Annotated in this window: 23 protein-coding genes, 5 tRNA genes, 1 other RNA gene and 1 pseudogene; 20 read left to right on the top strand and 10 right to left on the bottom strand. The window is 50.0% G+C overall.

Annotation, left to right across the window (positions count from 1 at the left end; all coding sequences use genetic code 11):
• Positions 1-14 precede the first annotated feature (14 nt).
• The 17 genes from cydX to pnuC all read left to right on the top strand — a co-directional run bounded on the left by cydX (position 15) and on the right by pnuC (position 9,154).
• On the top strand, positions 15-128 hold the full coding sequence (cydX, locus tag D8682_RS22825; RefSeq protein WP_064544874.1) for a cytochrome bd-I oxidase subunit CydX: 114 nt from the start codon (positions 15-17) through the stop codon (positions 126-128).
• Complete coding sequence (gene ybgE, locus D8682_RS22830; protein ID WP_121815201.1) at positions 128-421, top strand: cyd operon protein YbgE; 294 nt, start codon at positions 128-130, stop codon at positions 419-421. The genes cydX and ybgE overlap by 1 nt, the downstream gene beginning before the upstream one ends.
• 147 nt (positions 422-568) lie before the next feature.
• Entirely contained in the window at positions 569-973 is a 405-nt protein-coding gene (ybgC, locus tag D8682_RS22835) for a tol-pal system-associated acyl-CoA thioesterase (protein WP_064544878.1), read from the top strand.
• Positions 970-1,656: a Tol-Pal system protein TolQ gene (gene tolQ / locus D8682_RS22840; protein ID WP_072009447.1), complete on the top strand. Its 687-nt coding sequence runs from the start codon at positions 970-972 to the stop codon at positions 1,654-1,656. The genes ybgC and tolQ overlap by 4 nt, the downstream gene beginning before the upstream one ends.
• A 10-nt stretch (positions 1,657-1,666) precedes the next feature.
• Positions 1,667-2,098: a colicin uptake protein TolR gene (gene tolR, locus D8682_RS22845; RefSeq protein WP_064544880.1), complete on the top strand. Its 432-nt coding sequence runs from the start codon at positions 1,667-1,669 to the stop codon at positions 2,096-2,098.
• Between the two features lie 28 nt (positions 2,099-2,126).
• Positions 2,127-3,383 carry a cell envelope integrity protein TolA gene (gene tolA, locus D8682_RS22850; RefSeq protein ID WP_064544883.1) on the top strand — a complete coding sequence of 419 codons (1,257 nt, stop codon included), beginning with the start codon at positions 2,127-2,129 and terminating at the stop codon, positions 3,381-3,383.
• A gap of 131 nt (positions 3,384-3,514) precedes the next feature.
• Complete coding sequence (gene tolB / locus D8682_RS22855; RefSeq protein ID WP_064544885.1) at positions 3,515-4,807, top strand: Tol-Pal system beta propeller repeat protein TolB; 1,293 nt, start codon at positions 3,515-3,517, stop codon at positions 4,805-4,807.
• A 26-nt stretch (positions 4,808-4,833) separates the two neighbouring features.
• Complete coding sequence (gene pal, locus D8682_RS22860; protein WP_064544887.1) at positions 4,834-5,355, top strand: peptidoglycan-associated lipoprotein Pal; 522 nt, start codon at positions 4,834-4,836, stop codon at positions 5,353-5,355.
• A 9-nt stretch (positions 5,356-5,364) separates the two neighbouring features.
• On the top strand, positions 5,365-6,162 hold the full coding sequence (cpoB, locus tag D8682_RS22865) for a cell division protein CpoB (RefSeq protein ID WP_064544888.1): 798 nt from the start codon (positions 5,365-5,367) through the stop codon (positions 6,160-6,162).
• A gap of 164 nt (positions 6,163-6,326) precedes the next feature.
• Positions 6,327-6,402, top strand: a tRNA-Lys gene (locus tag D8682_RS22870).
• A gap of 63 nt (positions 6,403-6,465) precedes the next feature.
• Positions 6,466-6,541, top strand: a tRNA-Lys gene (locus D8682_RS22875).
• 64 nt (positions 6,542-6,605) lie between these two features.
• Positions 6,606-6,681, top strand: a tRNA-Lys gene (locus D8682_RS22880).
• Positions 6,682-6,697: 16 nt separating this feature from the next.
• Positions 6,698-6,824: non-coding RNA, RtT sRNA (locus tag D8682_RS22885), on the top strand.
• Positions 6,825-6,848: 24 nt separating this feature from the next.
• A tRNA-Val gene (locus tag D8682_RS22890) sits at positions 6,849-6,924 on the top strand.
• Positions 6,925-6,927: 3 nt separating this feature from the next.
• A tRNA-Lys gene (locus D8682_RS22895) sits at positions 6,928-7,003 on the top strand.
• A gap of 348 nt (positions 7,004-7,351) precedes the next feature.
• Entirely contained in the window at positions 7,352-8,413 is a 1,062-nt protein-coding gene (nadA, locus tag D8682_RS22900) for a quinolinate synthase NadA (RefSeq protein ID WP_064544897.1), read from the top strand.
• 24 nt (positions 8,414-8,437) lie between these two features.
• Entirely contained in the window at positions 8,438-9,154 is a 717-nt protein-coding gene (pnuC, locus tag D8682_RS22905; protein ID WP_121815202.1) for a nicotinamide riboside transporter PnuC, read from the top strand.
• Here pnuC and zitB read toward each other — a convergent pair whose 3' ends face one another.
• Both zitB and D8682_RS22915 read right to left on the bottom strand, forming a co-directional pair.
• Positions 9,155-10,087 carry a CDF family zinc transporter ZitB gene (zitB, locus tag D8682_RS22910; protein WP_121815203.1) on the bottom strand — a complete coding sequence of 311 codons (933 nt, stop codon included), beginning with the start codon at positions 10,085-10,087 and terminating at the stop codon, positions 9,155-9,157.
• 123 nt (positions 10,088-10,210) lie between these two features.
• Complete coding sequence (locus tag D8682_RS22915) at positions 10,211-10,588, bottom strand: YbgS-like family protein (RefSeq protein WP_064545107.1); 378 nt, start codon at positions 10,586-10,588, stop codon at positions 10,211-10,213.
• Between the two features lie 320 nt (positions 10,589-10,908).
• On the opposite strand from D8682_RS22915, the gene aroG reads away from it, so the two are divergent.
• Complete coding sequence (aroG, locus tag D8682_RS22920) at positions 10,909-11,961, top strand: 3-deoxy-7-phosphoheptulonate synthase AroG (RefSeq protein WP_064544904.1); 1,053 nt, start codon at positions 10,909-10,911, stop codon at positions 11,959-11,961.
• Between the two features lie 63 nt (positions 11,962-12,024).
• On the opposite strand, the gene gpmA is transcribed toward aroG, so the two are convergent.
• The 7 genes from gpmA to modE all read right to left on the bottom strand — a co-directional run bounded on the left by gpmA (position 12,025) and on the right by modE (position 19,827).
• Positions 12,025-12,777: a 2,3-diphosphoglycerate-dependent phosphoglycerate mutase gene (gene gpmA / locus D8682_RS22925; protein ID WP_064544906.1), complete on the bottom strand. Its 753-nt coding sequence runs from the start codon at positions 12,775-12,777 to the stop codon at positions 12,025-12,027.
• A gap of 209 nt (positions 12,778-12,986) precedes the next feature.
• Positions 12,987-14,027 carry a galactose-1-epimerase gene (gene galM / locus D8682_RS22930; RefSeq protein WP_064544909.1) on the bottom strand — a complete coding sequence of 347 codons (1,041 nt, stop codon included), beginning with the start codon at positions 14,025-14,027 and terminating at the stop codon, positions 12,987-12,989.
• On the bottom strand, positions 14,021-15,169 hold the full coding sequence (gene galK, locus D8682_RS22935; protein WP_064544911.1) for a galactokinase: 1,149 nt from the start codon (positions 15,167-15,169) through the stop codon (positions 14,021-14,023). Before galK ends, galM begins: the two co-directional genes overlap by 7 nt.
• A gap of 2 nt (positions 15,170-15,171) precedes the next feature.
• Positions 15,172-16,218 (bottom strand): galactose-1-phosphate uridylyltransferase, encoded by a 1,047-nt coding sequence (galT, locus tag D8682_RS22940; RefSeq protein WP_064544913.1) that lies wholly within the window; start codon positions 16,216-16,218, stop codon positions 15,172-15,174.
• Between the two features lie 9 nt (positions 16,219-16,227).
• A complete protein-coding gene (galE, locus tag D8682_RS22945; RefSeq protein ID WP_064544914.1) occupies positions 16,228-17,244 on the bottom strand; it encodes a UDP-glucose 4-epimerase GalE in 1,017 nt (338 codons plus the stop codon).
• 233 nt (positions 17,245-17,477) lie between these two features.
• A complete protein-coding gene (gene modF / locus D8682_RS22950; protein WP_121815204.1) occupies positions 17,478-18,959 on the bottom strand; it encodes a molybdate ABC transporter ATP-binding protein ModF in 1,482 nt (493 codons plus the stop codon).
• 76 nt (positions 18,960-19,035) lie between these two features.
• Positions 19,036-19,827, bottom strand: coding sequence for a molybdenum-dependent transcriptional regulator (gene modE / locus D8682_RS22955; RefSeq protein ID WP_121815205.1), 792 nt, complete (start codon positions 19,825-19,827; stop codon positions 19,036-19,038).
• Between the two features lie 128 nt (positions 19,828-19,955).
• Here modE and D8682_RS22960 point away from each other — a divergent pair, with 128 nt between their 5' ends.
• Positions 19,956-20,105 (top strand): AcrZ family multidrug efflux pump-associated protein, encoded by a 150-nt coding sequence (locus D8682_RS22960; RefSeq protein ID WP_064544922.1) that lies wholly within the window; start codon positions 19,956-19,958, stop codon positions 20,103-20,105.
• Positions 20,106-20,162: 57 nt separating this feature from the next.
• Here D8682_RS22960 and D8682_RS22965 read toward each other — a convergent pair.
• Positions 20,163-21,442: pseudogene (locus D8682_RS22965) on the bottom strand (DUF445 domain-containing protein).
• 211 nt (positions 21,443-21,653) lie between these two features.
• Between D8682_RS22965 and umuD the strand changes: the two are divergent.
• The gene (gene umuD / locus D8682_RS22970; RefSeq protein ID WP_238392790.1) at positions 21,654-22,049 is read left to right on the top strand and encodes a translesion error-prone DNA polymerase V autoproteolytic subunit; all 396 of its coding nucleotides are present in this window, start codon (positions 21,654-21,656) and stop codon (positions 22,047-22,049) included.
• Positions 22,050-22,051: the final 2 nt, after the last annotated feature.

Below are 22,051 nucleotides of genomic sequence, written 5' to 3' on the forward strand. Positions count from 1 at the left end.
GTAAGGAGCTGATTATGTGGTACTTTGCATGGATTCTGGGGACGCTGCTGGCTTGTGCTTTCGGCATCATTACCGCCCTGGCACTTGAGCACGTAGAAGCTGCTAAAGCGGGTAAAGAAGAACATTAATGGACGGAATTATCGCAAAGTTGTATGCGGTAATGGATAAGAGCCCTTTAAGGGCTCTTTCCTTGATCATGGCATTAGTTCTGGCCGGATGTATGTTTTGGGACCCGTCACGTTTCGCAGCGAAAACCAGTGGTCTGGAAATCTGGCATGGTTTTTTGCTGATGTGGGCGGTGTGCACCGGTGTGATACATGGCGTGGGCTTTCGCCCGCGCAAAGTGCTGTGGCAGGGCGTTTTTAGCCCGTTACCTGCGCAAGTAGTTTTGCTGGCCGGATTGGCTATTTTCTTCTTCTGATGCTTCTTTAACCGCTAAGATTTTTCCTTAATATTTATGGGCATTAACAAGCCCATAAATATTTACCTAACGTTTAGTGCTACCCATTCCCAACCCCCATCCTCTTGCGTATAGTAGCAACGTTTAATTGCATTACCGGGATGTAAAGTGAGTACAACGTTGTTTCGATGGCCGGTTCGTGTCTACTACGAAGATACTGACGCCGGTGGTGTGGTATACCACGCCAGTTATGTTGCTTTTTATGAAAGAGCACGCACAGAGATGCTGCGCCAACACCACTTTAACCAGCAGGATTTGTTGGCAGCGAGCATCGCCTTCGTCGTACGCAAGATGACAGTGGATTATCTTGCGCCTGCCCGACTCGACGATTTACTCGAAATCCAAAGTGAAATTACATCAATGCGTGGCACATCTTTGGTGTTTACGCAGCGAATAGTCAATGCCGATGGCAGGGTACTCAATGAAGCTGAGGTCCTGATCGTTTGTGTTGATCTTCTCTCAATGAAGCCTCGTGCGCTTCCCAAGTCTATTGTCGCGGAGTTCAAGCAGTGACTGACATGAATATCCTTGATTTGTTCCTGAAGGCTAGCCTTCTGGTCAAATTTATCATGTTGATTTTGATTGGTTTTTCCATTGCATCATGGGCAATCATTATTCAGCGTACGCGAATCCTCAATGCTGCTACTCGTGAAGCAGAAGCGTTTGAAGATAAGTTCTGGTCGGGCATTGAATTGTCCCGTCTTTATCAAGAAAGCCAGGGCCGCCGTGACAATCTTGCTGGCTCTGAACAAATTTTCTATTCAGGCTTTAAAGAGTTTGCCCGACTGCACCGTGCTAACACACATGCGCCGGAAGCGGTCGTCGAAGGGGCATCTCGTGCCATGCGTATTTCCATGAGCCGTGAGCTGGAAACGCTTGAAACGCACATTCCATTCCTCGGAACGGTCGGTTCCATCAGCCCATACATCGGCCTGTTTGGTACGGTTTGGGGGATCATGCATGCCTTTATCGCACTCGGTGCGGTAAAACAAGCAACCCTACAGATGGTTGCGCCAGGTATCGCAGAAGCTCTGATTGCAACCGCAATCGGCCTGTTTGCTGCAATCCCTGCGGTTATGGCGTATAACCGCCTGAACCAACGTGTGAACAAACTGGAATTGAATTACGACAACTTCATGGAAGAGTTCACGGCTATCCTGCACCGTCAGGCTTTTACCAGCAGCGATAAGCAGTAAGGGGTAAGTCATGGCCAGACGTGGACGTGGGCGTGGTCGTCGGGAATTAAAGTCCGAAATTAACATCGTTCCTCTGCTAGACGTGCTGTTAGTGTTGTTGCTCATTTTTATGGCAACGGCTCCTATTATCACGCAAAGCGTTGAGGTTGATTTACCTGATGCGACAGATTCGCAAACGGTAAGCAGTAATGATGAACCGCCGGTCATTATTGAAGTGTCCGGGGTAGGGCAGTACAGCGTGGTGGTTGAGAAAGATCGTATGGACCAGTTGCCGTCTGAGCAGGTTGTTGCGGAAGCACAACGTCGTTTACAGGCAAATCCAAAAACGGTCTTTTTGATCGGTGGTGCTAAAGATGTTCCTTACGAGGAAATCATCAAGGCGCTTAACCTGCTGCATAGTGCAGGGGTGAAATCCGTCGGTCTGATGACGCAGCCAATCTGATCCATCTCGCGATATTTGGGAACCGATAGTGTCAAAGGCAACCATAGAAAACGATAAGCTCAAGCGCGCGATAATCGTCTCAGTGATCCTGCATATCATTTTGGTTGCAGTCCTGATTTGGAGTTCGTTTGACGAGAACATCGACGCCAGTAGTGCTGGTGGCGGTGGGGGTTCGGCTATTGACGCGGTCATGGTCGACCCAGGTGCAGTTGTTCAGCAGTACAATCGTGAACAGCAACAGCAGGCGAGTAGCAAACGTGCAGCAGAGCAACGCGAGAAACAAGCGCAACAACAGGCTGAAGAACTTCAGGAAAAACAGGCTGCTGAACAACAGCGTCTGAAAGCTCTGGAGAAAGAACGCCTGGAAGCGCAGGAACAAGCGAAGCAGCAAACAGAACAGCAGAAACAAGCGCAAGAAGCAGCCAAAGAAGCGCAAGAGCAACAGAAACAAGCAGAAGCCGCGGCAGCGAAAGCTAAAGCAGATGCCAAAGCTCAAGCTGATGCTCAGGCGAAGGTTGCGGAAGACGCAGCGAAGAAAGCGGCTGCGGATGCACAGAAGAAAGCGACTGAAGAGGCTGCTAAAAAAGCGGCTGATGCTGAGAAGAAAGCTGCTGCAGTAGCTGTGGCTGCGGCTAAAAAAGCGCAGCAAGAAGCTGAGAAGAAAACTGCGGAAGAAGCAGCGAAGAAAGCTCAGCAAGATGCAGAGAAGAAAGCCGCTGCTGAGGCTGCCAAAAAAGAAGCTGCAGCAACTGCCGCTGCAGAAAAAGCGGCGTCGGATAAAGCCGCGGCTGAAAAGGCTGCTGCTGCAAAAGCCGCTTCTGATAAGAAAGCCGCTGCGGATGCTAAGAAAAAAGCAGCTTCTGATAAGGCCGCTGCCGATAAAGCAGCAGCTGCAGGCGTTGACGATCTGTTCGGCGACCTGAGCTCAGGTAAGAATGCACCGAAAACGGGTGCTGGGGCGCAAGGTAATAGCGCTGCGGCTGCCGGAAAAGGGAATAATAAAAAAAATGGCGCTACTGGTGCTGAGATCAATGGTTACGCAGGGCAGATAAAAGCAGCAATTGAAAGCAAGTTTTACCAGGATCCTGCCTTTAGCGGCAAGACTTGCACATTGCGCATAAAACTGGCTCCTGATGGCCTATTACTTGATATCAAATCAGAAGGTGGCGATCCGGCACTTTGTCAGGCTGCCATTGCGGCGGCACGACTGGCGAAGATTCCGAAACCGCCTAGCCAGGACGTTTATGAAGTTTTCAAAAACGCGCCTATCGACTTTAAGCCATAGTAAAATTTTCCTCGCGAAAGTGGGGAAAACTAACCAGGCTGTGTCACAGAGTTTTGGTAGTTTTGTGTATTTGAGTTTGTTAACATTCTGCTAAATTATCGTGGGCTGTGGGTCCAGATAAGGGAGATATGATGAAGCAGGCATTTCGAGTTGCATTAAGTTTTTTAATGCTGTGGGCAGCAGTACTGCACGCAGAAGTTCGTATTGAGATAACCCAAGGGGTTGACTCAGCACGTCCAATTGGTGTTGCGCCGTTCAAATGGGCAGGCCCAGGTGCTGCACCAGAAGATATTGGTGGCATCGTTGCTGCTGATTTACGTAACAGTGGCAAATTCAATCCATTGGATCGTTCACGTTTACCGCAGCAGCCTGGCTCCGCCCAGGAAGTGCAACCGGCAGCGTGGACCGCTCTGGGTATTGATGCCGTTGTCGTCGGCCAGGTCACACCAAACGGTGATGGCAGCTATACCGTTGCTTACCAGTTGGTTGATACCTCTGGCGCACCGGGTACTGTACTGGCTCAGAACTCCTACAAAGTGAACAAACAGTGGCTTCGCTATGCCGGTCATACCGCCAGCGACGAAGTGTTTGAGAAGCTTTCAGGTATCAAAGGTGCATTCCGTACGCGTATCGCTTACGTTGTGCAGACTAACGGCGGCCAGTTCCCATACGAACTGCGCGTGTCTGATTACGATGGCTACAACCAGTTTGTGGTTCACCGTTCTCCGCAGCCGTTGATGTCACCAGCCTGGTCTCCAGATGGTAGCAAACTGGCTTATGTAACGTTTGAAAGTGGCCGTTCAGCGCTGGTTATCCAGACTCTGGCAAATGGCGCAGTGCGTCAGGTAGCTTCTTTCCCACGTCATAACGGTGCGCCAGCCTTCTCTCCAGATGGCAGCAAACTGGCGTTCGCATTGTCGAAAACCGGTAGCTTGAACCTGTATGTAATGGATATTGGCTCTGGCCAGATTCGTCAGGTGACTGATGGACGTAGCAATAACACTGAACCAACCTGGTTCCCGGATAGCCAGAACCTGGCTTACACCTCAGATCAGGCTGGTCGTCCTCAGATTTACAAAGTGAATGTAAATGGCGGTGCTCCACAACGTATTTCCTGGGAAGGTTCTCAGAACCAGGATTCCGATGTGAGTTCCGACGGTAAGTTTATGGTGATGGTGAGCTCCAATGGTGGGCAACAACATATCGCCAAACAGGATCTGGTAGCGGGTGGCGTACAAACTTTATCGTCAACGTTCCTGGATGAAACGCCAAGTCTGGCACCTAACGGCACGATGGTAATCTACAGCTCTTCTCAGGGGATGGGATCTGTGCTGAATCTGGTCTCAACAGATGGGCGTTTCAAAGCGCGTCTTCCGGCAACCGATGGTCAGGTTAAATTCCCTGCCTGGTCGCCGTATCTGTGATAATAAAATATTAAAGGATCAAAGAAATGCAACTGAACAAAGTGCTGAAAGGGCTGATGCTGGCACTGCCTGTTATGGCAATCGCTGCGTGTAGTTCTAACAAGAGCGCCAACAACGAGAGCGGCGAAGGTATGCTGGGCGCCGGCACTGGTATGGACGCTAACGGTAGCAATGGCAACATGTCATCTGAAGAACAGGCTCGCCTGCAGATGCAACAGCTGCAACAGAACAACATCGTATACTTCGGTCTGGACAAATATGATGTTTCTTCTGAATTCGCTGCAATGCTGGATGCGCACGCTAACTTCCTGCGTAGCAACCCATCTTACAAAGTGACTGTAGAAGGTCATGCGGACGAACGTGGTACTCCGGAATACAACATTTCCCTGGGTGAGCGTCGTGCTAGCGCTGTTAAGATGTACCTGCAAGGTAAAGGCGTTTCTGCAGACCAGATCTCCATCGTTTCTTACGGTAAAGAAAAACCAGCAGTACTGGGTCATGACGAAGCGGCTTACGCTAAAAACCGTCGTGCCGTTCTGGTTTACTAAGAGAACAGTATGAACAGTAACCTCAGACATCACTTGTTGAGTCTGTCGTTACTGGTTGGCATAGCGGCCCCCTGGGCCGCTACTGCTCAGGCGCCAATCAGTAGTGTCGGCTCAGGCTCGGTCGAAGACCGTGTCACTCAACTCGAGCGTATTTCTAACGCTCACAGTCAACTCTTAACCCAACTTCAGCAACAACTCTCTGATAACCAAAATGATATTGATTCCCTGCGTGGTCAAATTCAGGAAAACCAGTACCAGTTGAATCAGGTTGTGGAGCGTCAGAAGCAAATTTTATTGCAGATTGACAGTCTCGGCAGTGGTGCTGCGGCAGGACAAGCGGCAGGCAGTACCGATCAGGGTGCCGCTGCAGCGGCAACACCTGATGCCGGTGCGGCAGCTCAGACACCTGCAGCAGCAGCCCCTGCGCAAGGTGGTGACGCTAACAGTGACTACAATGCAGCTATTGCCATGGTGCAGGATAAGTCCCGCCAGGACGAAGCTATTGCTGCATTTCAAAGTTTTATTAAGAAGTACCCAGATTCAACTTATCAGCCAAATGCAAATTATTGGCTCGGTCAGTTGAATTACAACAAGGGGAAAAAGGATGATGCGGCGTTTTATTTTGCTTCTGTGGTGAAAAATTACCCAAAATCTCCTAAGGCCCCGGATGCAATGTTTAAAGTCGGTGTGATCATGCAAGACAAAGGCGATACCGCCAAAGCGAAAGCTGTCTACCAACAAGTGATCAAACAGTTCCCAAATACCGACGGCGCAAAGCAGGCGCAAAAACGTCTGAATGCGATGTAGTGAGTGCGGCCTGACCAGATATTGCTGTTTTTCTGGTCAAGCCGAACGAAACGCGAGCCATTAGGTGATCTTGATCGAAATTCTTGTTGCGTCAAAATCTTAAATCAGTAATATATGCCGCCGTTGCCAAGGGATATCAAACAAACCGAAAGTGACACGAAATTGGGGCGTTAGCTCAGTTGGTAGAGCAGTTGACTTTTAATCAATTGGTCGCAGGTTCGAATCCTGCACGCCCCACCAATTTCGAAGCAGTACGAAGTAAGTGAATCGTGAAGAGTTTGAAGAAGCAGTAAACCGCATTGCGGGGCGTTAGCTCAGTTGGTAGAGCAGTTGACTTTTAATCAATTGGTCGCAGGTTCGAATCCTGCACGCCCCACCAATTATGGATGTAGTGCGAAGTCAGTGAGTCGTGAAGAGTTTGAAGAAGTAGTAAACCGCATTGCGGGGCGTTAGCTCAGTTGGTAGAGCAGTTGACTTTTAATCAATTGGTCGCAGGTTCGAATCCTGCACGCCCCACCAATTATGGATGTAGTGCGAAGTCAGTGAGTCGTGAAGGGTTTGAACCTGCAGCAGGTTCGAGTTGAGCGAAAGCGAAACAGCGTTGTTTTAGCAACGACCCGAAGGGTGAGGCCAAAGGCCGAGTCATCCTGCACGCCCCACCAATTTTTAAAGTAGTACCGAAGTTTGGGTGATTAGCTCAGTTGGTAGAGCACCTCCTTTACACGGAGGGGGTCGGCGGTTCGAGCCCGTCATCACCCACCATTCGGGGCGTTAGCTCAGTTGGTAGAGCAGTTGACTTTTAATCAATTGGTCGCAGGTTCGAATCCTGCACGCCCCACCAAATTCAGACAAAAGCGCCTTCAGGGCGCTTTTGTTGTTTCTAAGGCTCGATCTTTTTCGTGCTGGGTTCGAAGCTGCAGCAGATTCGACAAAATCGTCGGGAACGATTTTGCATCACCGCTTGCGGTGACCCGAAGGGCGAGTCTCTGGATAAGGCGAGTGATATCCTGCACGCCCCACCAAAGGCGCCTTTTTGCTATCTGCAATTCCGAGTTGAAAATAAATTCCCCACGACAATTCACCTATAATTCGCTATCTTGTTTAGCATATAAAACAACCTTAGCCATTTCTGGTCAGTCTTTATCAGAATAGTGCTAATTTGGTTAAGTCAGGCAAACGAGAAAGCACTATGAGCGTAATGTTCGATCCAGAAACAGCAATTTATCCCTTCCCACCTAAACCACAGCCTTTGAGCGCGGATGAAAAGCAATTTTACCGTGAGAAAATCAAGCGTCTGCTGAAAGAGCGGAATGCTGTGATGGTGGCTCACTACTATACCGACCCCGAAATCCAGGCTCTGGCTGAAGAGACTGGCGGTTGCATTTCTGACTCCCTCGAGATGGCACGTTTTGGAGCAAATCATCCTGCTACCACGTTGTTGGTGGCAGGGGTTCGCTTCATGGGTGAAACCGCGAAAATCCTGAGCCCAGAAAAAACTATCCTGATGCCAACGCTGAACGCCGAGTGCTCTTTGGATCTCGGCTGCCCAATCGAAGAATTTAACGCCTTCTGCGATCAACATCCTGATCGCACAGTGGTGGTCTATGCTAATACTTCCGCAGCGGTAAAAGCGCGTGCTGATTGGGTCGTGACATCGAGTATTGCAGTCGAATTAATTGAGCATCTCGACAGTCTTGGCGAGAAAATTATTTGGGCACCGGATAAACATCTGGGAAGTTATGTACAGAAGCAAACTGGCGCAGACGTGTTGTGTTGGCAGGGGGCATGTATTGTACATGACGAGTTTAAAACCCAGGCGCTAACGCGCATGAAAGCACTCTATCCGGATGCCGCTATTCTGGTACACCCCGAATCGCCGCAAGCCATAGTGGATTTGGCAGATGCTGTCGGTTCAACCAGTCAGCTCATCGCCGCCGCTCAAACGTTGCCAAATAAACAACTGATCGTGGCCACTGACCGCGGTATTTTCTACAAAATGCAGCAGGCATGTCCGGATAAAGAATTGTTTGAAGCGCCTACCGCAGGTGAAGGCGCAACCTGTCGTACTTGTGCACATTGCCCGTGGATGGCGATGAACGGCCTTAAAGCCATCGCTGAAGGGCTGGAGCAGGGTGGAGCAGAACATGAGATTCATGTTGATGCTGCGTTGCGTGAGGGCGCACTGGTGCCTTTAAATCGAATGCTCGATTTTGCTGCTGAATTACGACGTAATATTAAGGGTAACGCGTAAGGAATTTAACCCCAAGGAGCGAATATGGATTTTTTAAGCACGCAGAATATTTTGGTCCACATTCCCATCGGAACGGGTGGGTATGATTTATCGTGGATTGAAGCGATTGGAACCGTGGCGGGTTTGCTATGTATCTGGTTGGCTAGTTTAGAAAAAATCAGCAATTACGCATTCGGTTTAATTAACGTTACGCTATTTGCGATTATTTTCTTCCAAATCCAACTCTACGCAAGCCTGTTACTACAGTTGTTTTTCTTTGCGGCTAATATTTACGGTTGGTATGCCTGGTCGAGACAGACGAGTGAAAATCAAACCGCTCTCCATATTCGTTGGTTACCTCTGCCCAAAGCATTTGCCTGGATTGCAATTTGTGTGGGGGCGATTGGGTTGATGACGGTATTTATCGATCCGGTCTTTGCTGTCCTGACCCGAACTGCGGTTACCGCGATGCAGGCCATGGGTCTGAATGTGACGATGCCGGAGCTTCAGCCCGATGCGTTCCCATTCTGGGACTCCTGCATGATGGTACTGTCGATTGTGGCGATGATTCTGATGACCCGCAAATACGTCGAAAACTGGCTGCTGTGGGTAATCATTAACATGATCAGCGTGGTTATCTTCGCCTTGCAAGGCGTCTACGCGATGTCACTCGAATATTTGATCCTGACGTTTATTGCGCTCAACGGTAGCCGCATGTGGATCAACAGCGCGCGTGAACGCGGCTCACGCGCACTGTCTTAATTAGTGGTGGTGATGAGCATGGCCGTGATGGTCATGCTCATGTAAATCACAGTCCTGACCGTGGCAAACCTGATACTCCATTTGTACCGTGGCATGTTCAATCTGATATTCATCTTTCAGAAAATGGTGGATGCGTTCCAGCAGGGCGTCGTGATCGTGCGGTGGCACCACCTGAACATGCAACGTCATTAACGGTTTTTCACCGACCAGCCAGATATGCACGTGGTGAACGTCGCGGACTTCGGGAATCGTTCTGATTAACTTGCGCTGCAAAACGGGGATATCAATGGCGTTTGGTGCGCCTTCGAGCAACTCATTAACGCTCTCTTTTAGTAAATTCCACGCGCTGCGCAACACCAGGCATGACACCAGTATTGAGAGAATAGGGTCAATTGGCGTCCAACCGGTCCACAAAATAATAAGCGCCGCAGCGATAGCTCCCACCGAACCTAACAAATCTCCCATAACGTGCAGAGCAGCAGCACGCACGTTGATATTTTTTTCTTCATTTCCGCGATGCAAAATCCAGAACGAAAATAGATTCGCCAGTAACCCGGCAAAAGCGATGATCAGCATGGTCCAGCCAGCAATCGGCTGCGGCTGATAAAAACGCTCTATCGCCTCCCAGACGATCAAGATCGTTATCACCACTAAGGCAATCGCATTCACAAATGCGGCAAGCGTGGTCAGCCTCAGCCAACCGAAGGTATGACGGGCATTCGGCGGACGACGGGCAAATTTCACCGCCATTAGCGCGACCAGCAGCGCTGCCGCATCAGTCAGCATATGCCCTGCATCAGCAAGTAAGGCAAGTGACCCTGATATCACCCCACCGATGACTTCCGCCACCATAAATAGCGCCGTGATGGAAAATGCCCAGAACAGACGTTTGGAGTTGGAATCACCCGAAGAATGTTGATGTGTATGCGCCATGATTTCTCAGTATTTGAAAAGCAACAATGCGCTAATTATAACCACTAAAGCTGATCAACTTATTGAATAAAACCTATAAAAAAGGAGAGCCTAAGCTCCCCTGGTTTTTTCAGCTGGCTGATTTTACTGTGAAGTCCCGTCCACTTTGCTGTTCACATCATTGCCGCTGCCGGTTTCAACCTTTTGGTTGGTATCCGGGCATTTACCGTCTTTACACATCGAATTTTTATGAATTTCATCCTTGCTCATTCCATCACTGGTCAAACCGCTATTACTGGTTGAGCCATTTGGATGGAGCATGGTGCCGCTATTGTTGATATTGCTGTTATCAACGCCTTTCGGGGCTATGTTCTGATTCGCGCCAGGTGCAACCTGGCCTGCTTCAGCGCCAGCATTAGCCTGGCCGTTATTCATGCCGCTGGTGTCGGCAGCCAAAGCTGCGCCGCTGGCAAGAGTGAGGGTTGCTGTCAGGAAAAGAGTGGTTAATTTATTCATCATGATGCTCCTGTTATGGTCGTTATTGCTGGATAACTTCTTCCAACAGTGCACAGGTCCTATTCGGATTAAATTATTTCTATCGGTGATACCTGCCAACTTTAATAATCTAATCAGAATACAATTTTGCCAAAATGATACTTTTTGGTGTTAACAATTAAAAATTGTAGCGTCATACCGAGCTTTTACCATTTATTGACCGCTTTTAGGTCGTTTTCAGGAATATTCTGCCTGAAGTGTAAAAGCCCGTTTACACTTCAGGCTTGAAGCGATAGATTGAAGGGATTGCAACTAAGCTAAATCTAAAGGCCATTTCCGGAAATATCATGAATTATCAGAACGACGACTTACGCATCAAAGAAATCAACGAACTTTTGCCTCCAGTAGCGCTGCTCGAAAAATTCCCTGCCACTGAAAAAGCAGCTGCAACGGTATCTGGCGCGCGCAAAGCGATTCATAAAATCCTTAAAGGAAATGATGATCGTCTGCTGGTTGTCATCGGCCCTTGCTCCATTCACGATATCAAAGCGGCGAAAGAGTATGGCGCGCGTTTACTGACATTGCGTGAAGAACTGCAAGGTGAGCTGGAAATCGTTATGCGTGTTTACTTCGAAAAACCACGCACGACGGTGGGCTGGAAAGGCCTCATCAACGATCCGCAAATGGATAACAGTTTCCAAATCAACGATGGCCTGCGCATTGCTCGTAAGCTGTTGTTAGATATCAATGACTCCGGCCTGCCAGCAGCGGGTGAGTTCTTAGATATGATTACTCCGCAGTATCTGGCGGACTTGATGAGCTGGGGGGCTATTGGCGCACGAACCACAGAATCTCAGGTTCACCGTGAACTGGCGTCGGGTCTGTCATGTCCGGTCGGCTTCAAAAATGGTACCGACGGCACGATGAAAGTGGCGATTGATGCTATTAATGCCGCTGGCGCGCCACACAGCTTCCTGTCTGTGACGAAATGGGGTCATTCTGCCATTGTGACGACCAGCGGAAATGGTGACTGCCATATCATTCTGCGCGGCGGTAAAGAGCCAAACTACAGCGCGGAGCACGTCGCTCAGGTTAAAGCGGATTTAGTGAAGGCAGGCCTGCCTGCACAGGTGATGATCGATTTCAGTCATGCCAACAGCAGCAAGCAGTTTAAGAAACAAATGGAAGTTGGCGCCGATGTTTGCCAGCAAATCGCTGGTGGCGATAAAGCCATCACCGGTGTGATGATTGAAAGTCACCTTATTGAAGGCAATCAGAACCTGGAAAGCGGTGAACCGTTGGTTTACGGCAAGAGCGTGACCGATGCTTGTATCGGCTGGGAAGATACTGAAGTTGTGTTGCGCCAGTTGGCTGATGCAGTGAAAACGCGTCGCGGCTAAGTCTTGACGCAGTAACAATAAAAAAGGCGTGGTTTTCACCACGCCTTTTTCACATCTAACGAATTACTTCGCTTTACCCTGGTTTGCTACCGCTGCGGCTTTTGCTGCGATCTCATCAGCATTGCCCAGATAGTAGCGCTTCAGCGGTTTGAAGTTCTCGTCAAACTCATACACCAACGGTACGCCAGTTGGGATATTCAGCTCAAGAATTTCGTCTTCGCCCAGGTTATCAAGGAATTTAACCAAGGCACGCAGGGAGTTACCGTGAGCGGCAACAATCACGCGTTCGCCGCTTTTCATGCGTGGCAGAATGGTTTCATTCCAGTAAGGGATTACGCGATCGATAGTTAATGCCAGGCTTTCAGTTACCGGCAGCTCTTTATCGGTCAGGCTTGCATAACGTGGGTCATGGCCTGGGAAGCGTTCGTCATCACGCGTCAATTCTGGAGGTGTTATCGCAAAGCCACGACGCCATTGTTTAACTTGCTCATCGCCGTATTTTTCTGCGGTTTCTGCTTTGTTCAGACCCTGCAGCGCCCCGTAATGACGCTCATTCAGCTTCCAGGATTTTTCAACTGGCAACCAGGCCTGGTCCAGTTCATCGAGGATGTTCCACAGAGTATGGATGGCACGTTTCAGCACAGAAGTGTAAGCAAAGTCGAAAGAGTAGCCTTCGTCTTTCAGCAACTTACCTGCTGCTTTCGCTTCAGTTTGACCTTTCTCAGACAGATCAACGTCATACCAACCGGTGAAGCGGTTTTCGTTGTTCCACTGGCTTTCACCGTGACGAACCAGAACCAGCTTAGTAACAGCCATAGTTTACTCCTTAATGAGCCTGTGATTAATGATAACGATTATCATTATATTGCCGCGAAGGGGCGAGCGGCAATGCTAAACGTTTAACATAGCGAAAAAGAGTGTGGAGTGTAAGTTGGATGTGAATAGTTGTTATATTTTTGTCGCTAAACGGCGGGAAATCCAGCGATTCGCAGAAGAATTGCCCTCCGTGGAGGAGGGCAAGGCACTTAGAGTGGAATGAACTCGTATTCCGTAATGCTTAAGTACTCTTCATGTGGCTGTAACCAGCAATCAGGTTGTGGCCATTCCGGATGATTAGGGCTGTCTGGCAGGAATTCGCTTTCCAGCGCCAGGCCCTGGTACGCATTGTACGTTCCTTGTTCCCTTGCCGGTGTACCGTCCAGATAATTCCCGCTGTAAAACTGCAATGCCGGTGCGGTGGTGTAGACCGTCATTTGCAGTTGATTGTCGCTCGACCAAAGGTGTGCTGCTGGCAGGCTGGCATCGCCCTGTGCTTGTAACAAGAACGCATGATCGTAGCCTTTAACCAGCACCTGGTCGTTATCAGACAGGAAATCATCAGCGATGGTTTTCACTGTGCGGAAATCAAAGCTGGTACCTGCCACATCTTTAAGCCCGGCCTGTGGAATACCGTTGCTATCGACTGGCAAGTAGCTATCGGCCAGCAGTTGCAGGCGATGTTGACGAATATCGTTCTGCTTACCGTCGAGATTAAAGTAGGCGTGATTGGTCAGGTTCACCGGGCATGCTTTGCTGGTTTTGGCGCGGAACTCAACAGTAATGCAGTTATCTTCGGTGAGAGCATAACGCGCGGTTGCACGTAATTCGCCAGGGAAGCCTTGATCGCCATCTTGTGAATCGAGGGTGTACAGCACTTCATGTTCGTTCTGGCGCACAATACGCCAGCGACGTTTGTCGAAGCCATCTGGCCCGCCATGTAGCTGATGTGCGCCCTGGTTTGCTGTCACGTTGATGGTGACGCCATCGCGCTCAAACTGGCTGTTGGCAATCCGGTTTGCGTAGCGCCCGACAGTTGCTCCCAGATAAGCTGACTGATTCAGATAATCTTCCGGTGTTTCGCAGCCAAGCAGCGTTTCGCGTACGCTTCCGTCTTTCATCGGCACACGACACGACAACAGGGTAGCGCCCCAGTCCATGACTGAGACAACTAACCCCGCGCTGTTGCGCAGGGTGGAGATGCGGAACGGTTGCCCATCCGGTGCAAGCTGTGGTGTTTCTTTTAGCATTGGCCCGCGCCCTCCGAAGGTTTGCAGACATAAAAGGTTTCTTTTATGCCGGTTTTGGCTTCGTACTGTTTGGCGACCGCTTGTTGTACTGCAGGAACCAAATCTTCCGGGATCAATGCAACGATACAACCACCGAAGCCGCCACCTGTCATACGCACGCCGCCTTTATCGCCAATTGTGGCTTTCACGATTTCAACTAACGTATCGATTTGTGGCACGGTGATTTCGAAATCATCGCGCATTGACGCATGAGACTCAGCCATCAGTTCGCCCATACGTTGCAAATCGCCTTTTGCCAGCGCATCGGCAGCTTCTACGGTACGAATATTTTCGGTGAGGACATGGCGCACACGCTTAGCGACAACCGGATCAAGTTCATGTGCCACAGCGTTGAATTTTGACAACTCAACATCACGCAGCGCTTTCTGAGTGAAGAAGCGTGCACCAGTTTCGCATTGCTGGCGACGGGTATTGTATTCGCTGCCCACCAGCGTGCGTTTGAAGTTACTGTTGATGATGACCACGGCCACGCCTTTTGGCATCGAAACCGCTTTGGTACCCAGCGTGCGGCAATCAATCAGCAACGCATGATCTTTTTTACCTAACGCAGAAATCAGCTGATCCATAATGCCGCAGTTACAGCCGACGAACTGGTTCTCTGCTTCCTGGCCATTTAAGGCAATTTGCGAGCCGTCCAGCGCCAGATGATAAAGCTTCTGGAACACGGTACCCACTGCGACTTCCAGCGATGCCGATGAACTCAAGCCCGCACCTTGTGGCACGTTGCCGCTGATCACTAAATCGGCGCCGGCAAAGTTTTTATCACGCTTTTGCAGATGCTTAACCACACCGCGAACATAGTTGGACCATTGCTGCGTGTCGTGGCTCAGAATCGGTTTGTCGAGTGAAAACTCGTCGCTTTGATTGTCATAATCCGCGGCGATCACGCGTACCATGCGGTCATCACGTTTTGCGCAGCTAATGACCGTCTGGTAATCGATAGCACAAGGAAGCACAAAACCGTCGTTGTAATCGGTGTGCTCGCCAATCAGGTTAACGCGGCCAGGAGCCTGAATAGTATGGGTTGCCGGATAACCAAAGTGTTCGGCGAAGAGGTGTTGGGTGTTATCTTTCAGACTCATTTTTATTCTCCGGATTGGCGAAAGTGAATATCGGAAACGGCACGCAAGCGTTCTGCGGCTTGCTCTGCGGTTAAATCACGTTGGGTTTCAGCCAGCATTTCATAGCCGACCATAAATTTACGCACGGTTGCGCTACGCAATAGTGGTGGATAGAAGTGAGCATGCAACTGCCAGTGACCATTTTCCTCGTCATTAAACGGTGCGCCATGCCAGCCCATAGAATAAGGGAATGAGCACTGGAAAAGGTTGTCGTAACGGCTGGTCAGTTTTTTCAGCGCGAGTGCTAAATCACTGCTCTGTTCAGCCGTCAGGTCAGTGATACGCAGTACATGAGTTTTCGGCAGCAGTAGCGTTTCAAACGGCCAGGCGGCCCAGTAAGGCACTACTGCAATCCAGTGTTCAGTTTCGACGACTGTGCGGCTGCCATCTTTAAGCTCGCGTTGTGCGTAATCGACCAGCATTGGCGAGCCATTTTCTGCAAAGTATTCGCGCTGCAATACATCTTCACGCGCCACTTCATTAGGCAGGAAACTGTTCGCCCAAACCTGGCCGTGCGGATGCGGGTTGGAGCAGCCCATCGCCGCGCCTTTATTCTCAAAAACCTGCACCCACGGGTAAGTTTTGCCTAAATCCGCAGTCTGTTCTTGCCAGGTTTTCACCACTTCTTCCAGCGCATTTACGGAAAGCTGTGGCAGGGTTTTACTGTGATCTGGTGAGAAACAGATAACCCGGCTGGTGCCGCGAGCGCTTTCACAACGTAAAAGTGGGTCGTTGCTCGCTGGTGCATCTGGGGTATCCGTCATCAACGCGGCAAAATCATTAGTAAAAACAAAAGTGCCGGTATATTGCGGATTTTTGTCACCAGTAACGCGTGTGTTGCCTGGGCACAAGAAGCAATCCGGATCGTGGGCCGGTAAAGTTTCATTGGACGGAGTTTCCTGCGCCCCTTGCCACGGGCGCTTAGCGCGGTGCGGGGACACCAGAATCCATTGTCCTGTCAGTGGGTTAAAACGGCGATGTGGATGATCCACCGGGTTAAACTGCTCCATCACATTTCCTTAGTCTGGATAACCTTGAGGGTGGCGAGACTGCCAGCGCCAGGTATCATCTGCCATTTCTTGCAGAGTACGGCTGACACGCCAGTTAAGTTGTTGATCGGCTTTGGTGGCATCTGCCCAGTAAGCTGGGAGATCGCCATCTCGACGCGGGGCGAAGTGATAATTCACCGGTTTTCCGCAAGCGGTGCTGAAAGCATTGATCACATCCAACACGCTGCTACCAATGCCTGCGCCGAGGTTATAGATATGCACGCCAGGCTTGCCTTGCAGCGTTTGCATGGCGGCAACGTGGCCTTCAGCGAGATCCATAACGTGAATGTAGTCGCGAACGCCAGTGCCGTCTTCGGTTGGATAATCATTCCCGAAGACCGCCAGTGAATCACGGCGTCCTACCGCAACCTGTGCGATGTATGGCATCAGATTATTTGGGATACCTTGCGGGTCTTCACCCATATCACCTGATGGATGCGCGCCGACCGGGTTGAAGTAACGCAATAGCGCCACGCTCCAGTTCGGCTGGGCCTTTTGTAAGTCAGCCAGAATCTGTTCAACCATTAACTTGCTGCGGCCATATGGGCTGGCAGGCGTGCCGGTTGGGAAGCTTTCAACGTAAGGGATTTGCGGCTGGTCGCCATAAACTGTCGCGGAAGAACTGAAGATGAAATTGGTGACATTGGCGGCGCGCATCGCTGAAATCAGGCGTAACGTGCCGGTCACGTTGTTGTCGTAGTATTCCAGCGGTTTGTTAACCGATTCGCCGACCGCCTTCAGGCCAGCAAAATGGATCACGGCATCAATCTGGTGATCGTGGAAAATTTCTGCCAGTAGCGCTTCATCGCGAATATCACCATCAATGAACATAGGGTGTTTACCGCTGAGGCGTTCAATCACTGGCAGAACGCTGCGTTTGCTGTTGCACAGATTATCCAGAATGACTACGTCGTGGCCATTTTGTAGCAGTTGTACACAGGTATGACTGCCAATGTAACCGCTACCACCTGTTACCAATACTCTCATTTTTCGCTCCATTACGCGTATGGTATGTAATAAACATAGCATAACAGAGATGTCAAAAGTGTGACATGTGCTAAATTAGTGGAATCGCTTACACTAATGTTTCATCGACAATCATTAGCTGAAAAAATGATTATAAATCAAATGGTCATAGCGAGGGTGCTGCGGGTTATCCGAAAGTCGCTGCGCTAATCCGATTGATAAAAAATGAGTAACGGAAGCGACTTCCAACAGTGTTATTGAGCTGGTGCTAAATCGTCAATTTGATAGCGATATGCCTCGCCATCAGCCACAAAAGTGAGCCGTTTAGTGATGCACTCTGGCGCGTCTTCGGCGTGGTGAGAGACAAACAGCAACTGGGTTTCCCCTTCACCAATCAGAATATCAATGAAACGGCGTACTAGCTGGCGATTCAGCGGATCCAGCCCTTGCAGAGGTTCGTCGAGGATTAAAAGCGTCGGGTGTTTCACTAACGCCCGAGCGATCAGTGCAAGGCGCTGTTGGCCCCAGGAAAGGCTATGGAACGGTGCGTCGGCAATGGCGTTGTCCATACCGAGCATGTTCAGCCATTGGCGAGCTAGTTTTTGCTGGCGGTCAGAAACAGCCTGGTAAATGCCAATCGAATCAAAATAGCCGGAAAGCACCACATTGCGCACCGTGGTACTAACACGGTAATCAAGATGCAGATTACTGCTGACATACCCGATATGCTTTTTGATGTCCCAGATGGTTTCACCGCTGCCACGACGGCGGCCAAACAGAGTCAGATCGTTGCTGTAACCTTGAGGATGATCGCCGGTCACCAGGCTTAATAACGTCGATTTACCTGCGCCATTTGGGCCGACTATTTGCCAGTGTTCGCCAGGATTTACCGTCCAGGACAGTTTGTGCAGGATTGGCCTGTCGTTATATTCCACCACGCCGTCACGCAGAATAATACGCGCCTGATCCACAGGAAGTGTGTAGCGAGCACTCGGGTCGTCTGCTTCCGGCAGTGCGACGCCCACCAGTTTTTCACTATGGGCCAGTTGTGCAATCAGCGCTTGTTCGAGCAGTTTTTGCTTTTTGCCTACTTCAATCAGCGCACAATCGGCCAGCACGCCCGCAAATTGCACAAAATCAGGAATTTCATCGAAGCGGTTAAGCACCAGCACCACGGTGTAGCCCTGGGTGCTCAGTTCACCTAATAACCCAGCGAGTTGCTCACGGGACTGCACATCCAGCCCGTCAAACGGCTCATCAAGAATAAGCAAATCAGGTTGCGGCATCAGCGCCTGACAGAGCAGCGTTTTGCGCGTTTCACCGGTCGAAAGGTACTTAAAACGGCGGGTTAATAACGGAGTAATACCAAACAGTTGCGCCAGTTTCTGGCAGCGAGCTTCATCTTTAATTTCATCCTGAATAATTTCTGCCGTGGTGCGGCCGGTATCGTCTTCGTCAGGGCTCAACAAATCAGTGTTATTACGCTGCCATTCATCGCTAACTAACTTTTGTAGTTGTTCAAACGAAAGGTGAGCAATACGGGCAAACGAGCACTGGCGCTCGCCTTTTTGCACGGGCAGGGATCCTGCAAGTGCACGGGCCAGCGCTGATTTTCCACTACCGTTGGCGCCGACAAACGCCCAGCTTTCACCGGCGTTAATGGTTAAATCATTGAGGGCAAGAGTTCGGGTGTCGCTAAGGTGGAAGACCCCTTGCGATATTTGCAACACAGACATATACCATCCCAGTTTTTGCAGTGATTAAACTCAGATTTACGGATTGCCTGTGTTGTTGTCAATTCACCGTTTGGTTTTAGCACAGAGTGGCGATAATCACGCGATCGGCATTAAAAAATGCTATGACTTTAGCACCTTCTACCAGACTCTGAATTTCTACCACGCTATTAGGAACCGTGGCGCACAGCGTTTGTCCGTCCGGCAATTGCACCAGAACTTCGCTCTGTTCGCCACCTTGCTGAATATTGCTGATAATGCCAGTGAGTTGGTTATCGGCGCTGCTGGCGCGTTGAGGAGCCGTAGTGATTTCAACCCACGGCGCTTTAATTAACACCAGCACTTCTTTGCCTTCGCTCAAACCCAGGCGTTCGGCGCTCTGGCGCGTAATGGCGGCTTGCAAACGTGTGGCACCATCCGCCAGTAAAATATCGACATGTTGCTGCACTTGTTCGCTATCGCGATGCAATACGGTGCCGAAAAGCTGGTTACGGGCGCTGGTTTGCAAAGAAAAGCGGGAAATCGCGGCGAGCAGGCTATCGAGCGGCAATGCGTCATCACGCAGCACATCGAACGCTTTTTGCTGGATCTGCGCGAGCAATTCATACAACTGAATCAGGCGTTCGCCGTAACGCGTCAATATTGCACCACCGCCGCCTTTACCGCCGGTCGCTCGCTCAACTAATGTCTCGTCGCTTAACTGATTCATCTCGTTGATAGCATCCCAGGCACTTTTGTAGCTAATACCTGCGAGTTTGGCACCCTGGCTAATTGAGCCGGTATGTTGTATTTGTTTAAGCAGCGCGATACGACGTGGATCGGCGAACAGCCGCTGTTGGAGTTTCAGCGTGAGTAAAATTTCAGCCTGCATAACCGCTCCGCAATAGTAAAAACGTCATTTTCTTCTATTGCGGCGGGATGAGCAAATGGCACAAAAGGAGAGTGCGTTTTTCTGTCAGGTCGTTAGAATACTCGTTCTCACTTTTGTTGGAGGCATCCATGTTAGAGTTACTAAAAAGCTTGGTGTTTGCCGTGGTCATGGTGCCAATCGTTATGGCGGTGATCCTCGGTCTTATCTATGGATTGGGTGAAGTCTTTAACGTCTTCTCAAAAGTCGGTCACAACGACCAGCCGAAACAACACCATTGATTTTCTAAGATTTCCCTAACGCCCGCATCAGCGGGCGTTTGCTTTTTTATCTTCCCTTCATAAATTCAGCAACGGTAGCGCCGCAGGTATCTGCGACAGCAGGTACAACACCAACCCGATTGAACCGCCAACCAGCGTGCCGTTAATGCGGATAAACTGTAAATCCTTACCGATATTCAGTTCAATTTGCCGTGACATATCCTGAGCATCCCAGCTTTTGACCGTGTCGCTAATATGGCGAGTCAGGAAGATGGCGAACTCCGGTGCCATTTTCTGCACTGCCTGCTCCAGATGCTCATTCAGTGAAGTGCGTAGCGCACTGTCAGCAATCAGCGTTTCGCCCAACCACTGTCCGGCCTCTGCAATTCGCTGCTTCACGCGCGAGTCTTCAGAATTGACGTCCACTTTCAGCCATTGGCGCAAATCCCCCACAGTTCGCCCAGATAGCGATTGAACGCCTCATCTTCTTTCAGATAATTTTTGATGCTGTCGGCTTTTTCAGCCATTTGTGGCGAGTTTTTAAGATTGTCGATGAGCTTTAACGTCGCGCGATCAAAAGCCTGGCGGATCTGATGCCCCTGATCATGGCTCACGTCATCCAGAAACGAATTAACTGCACTGGAAACCAGATCGGCACTATGTTCCCCCAGCCATTCTGTTGGCAGGAGTTTGGCCTTACGTGGATGCTCTGTTTCCAGCCAACGTACAATCTGGCGGGCAATAAAAGCCCGCGTGCTTTCACGTTTTATCAGCGTCAGCATCTGGGCAATAACCGAGTCGAGCAGTTCCTGATGGCGGTTATTTTTAGTCAGGCTCTCCAGCAGCAGGGCACTTGAATGTGTCAAATCGACTTTATCGATGGCCTTGTGAACGGCCTGGCGGATTAAACGCTGAATACGGGTGTCATCCGTCAGGTCTAAAAAACCGCTCATCACTTGCAACAGATGTTGCCCGACACGCTGTGCGTTGTCGGGCTTGCTGAACCACTGGCCAATCATCTGTGCCGGTTCATGGCGACGAATTAGCGCAATAAGGGATTGGGTATCGAGGAACTTTTCTTGCACGAAGATACCCAGATTCTCGCCAATTCTGTCTTTATTGCGCGGGATAATCGCCGTATGGCGGGAGATAAAGGGAATCGGTACGCGATGAAACAGTGCTGCAACGGCAAACCAGTCAGCCAGTGCGCCCACCATGGCCGCTTCGGCGATAGCTTTTAAACCGCTAACCCAAAATCCCGGTGGCAAAAAGAGGGTGGCCACAAACGTTACAGCGGCAACCAGCAGTAAGGACAGCGCAAGGCGCTTGGTACGTTTTAGTTCAGCTATTTTCTCCATTCGCTAAGCATAGAACGGTGAGAGCGGAAGCGGTAGGGCAAGTTTGTATGGTGATTTCTTCCGTAGAGAAGCGCGCTTATTTTTACCACCTAAATTTTCCGCGACTTCAGTTTGTTATAAGAATCTTCCTGTAAGCAACTTGATCGGGATGCTTATTTAAATAATGCTGTGTTTATATACAGTATTTGTTGGTGGGGATTTATGGCTCCGTTTGTTTCTATTAATTATTGTCAATCAACGACATCGGGGGCATGACTATGGGGGATTTCCATCACCGGCGCAGGATTATGCAGAACAGAGCATTGATATTTACCAATTGCTGATGAAGCATCCTGCCACCTATTACATGCGGGCCTCTGACGATTCGATGATTGAGGGCGGCATCGCTAATGGCGATTTACTGGTGGTCGACAGTGCGCGAACGGCGGCGCATGGCGATATTGTGATTGCGGCGATTAACGGTGAGTTTTTTGTCAGGCAATTACAACTCCGGCCCTCCAGGCAATTAATTCCACGCCATCGTGGCTGCAAACCTATTCACCTCGGTACTGATGAGGCGCTTGAGGTATTCGGTGTTGTCACTTTCATCGTGAAGTCGATGAGCTAATA

The organism is Buttiauxella sp. 3AFRM03 (genome assembly GCF_003675305.1).
In the GTDB taxonomy this organism is placed as follows: domain Bacteria; phylum Pseudomonadota; class Gammaproteobacteria; order Enterobacterales; family Enterobacteriaceae; genus Buttiauxella; species Buttiauxella ferragutiae.

Bases quoted from the DNA above. Each gene is read 5' to 3' on its own strand.
- cydX (WP_064544874.1), top strand. From the start codon at position 15: ATGTGGTACTTTGCATGGATTCTGGGGACGCTGCTGGCTTGTGCTTTC.
- ybgE (WP_121815201.1), top strand. From the start codon at position 128: ATGGACGGAATTATCGCAAAGTTGTATGCGGTAATGGATAAGAGCCCT.
- tolR (WP_064544880.1), top strand. From the start codon at position 1,667: ATGGCCAGACGTGGACGTGGGCGTGGTCGTCGGGAATTAAAGTCCGAA.
- tolB (WP_064544885.1), top strand. From the start codon at position 3,515: ATGAAGCAGGCATTTCGAGTTGCATTAAGTTTTTTAATGCTGTGGGCA.
- pal (WP_064544887.1), top strand. From the start codon at position 4,834: ATGCAACTGAACAAAGTGCTGAAAGGGCTGATGCTGGCACTGCCTGTT.
- cpoB (WP_064544888.1), top strand. From the start codon at position 5,365: ATGAACAGTAACCTCAGACATCACTTGTTGAGTCTGTCGTTACTGGTT.
- nadA (WP_064544897.1), top strand. From the start codon at position 7,352: ATGAGCGTAATGTTCGATCCAGAAACAGCAATTTATCCCTTCCCACCT.
- pnuC (WP_121815202.1), top strand. From the start codon at position 8,438: ATGGATTTTTTAAGCACGCAGAATATTTTGGTCCACATTCCCATCGGA.
- zitB (WP_121815203.1), bottom strand. From the start codon at position 10,087: ATGGCGCATACACATCAACATTCTTCGGGTGATTCCAACTCCAAACGT.
- aroG (WP_064544904.1), top strand. From the start codon at position 10,909: ATGAATTATCAGAACGACGACTTACGCATCAAAGAAATCAACGAACTT.
- gpmA (WP_064544906.1), bottom strand. From the start codon at position 12,777: ATGGCTGTTACTAAGCTGGTTCTGGTTCGTCACGGTGAAAGCCAGTGG.
- galM (WP_064544909.1), bottom strand. From the start codon at position 14,027: ATGCTAAAAGAAACACCACAGCTTGCACCGGATGGGCAACCGTTCCGC.
- galK (WP_064544911.1), bottom strand. From the start codon at position 15,169: ATGAGTCTGAAAGATAACACCCAACACCTCTTCGCCGAACACTTTGGT.
- galT (WP_064544913.1), bottom strand. From the start codon at position 16,218: ATGGAGCAGTTTAACCCGGTGGATCATCCACATCGCCGTTTTAACCCA.
- galE (WP_064544914.1), bottom strand. From the start codon at position 17,244: ATGAGAGTATTGGTAACAGGTGGTAGCGGTTACATTGGCAGTCATACC.
- modF (WP_121815204.1), bottom strand. From the start codon at position 18,959: ATGTCTGTGTTGCAAATATCGCAAGGGGTCTTCCACCTTAGCGACACC.
- modE (WP_121815205.1), bottom strand. From the start codon at position 19,827: ATGCAGGCTGAAATTTTACTCACGCTGAAACTCCAACAGCGGCTGTTC.
- D8682_RS22960 (WP_064544922.1), top strand. From the start codon at position 19,956: ATGTTAGAGTTACTAAAAAGCTTGGTGTTTGCCGTGGTCATGGTGCCA.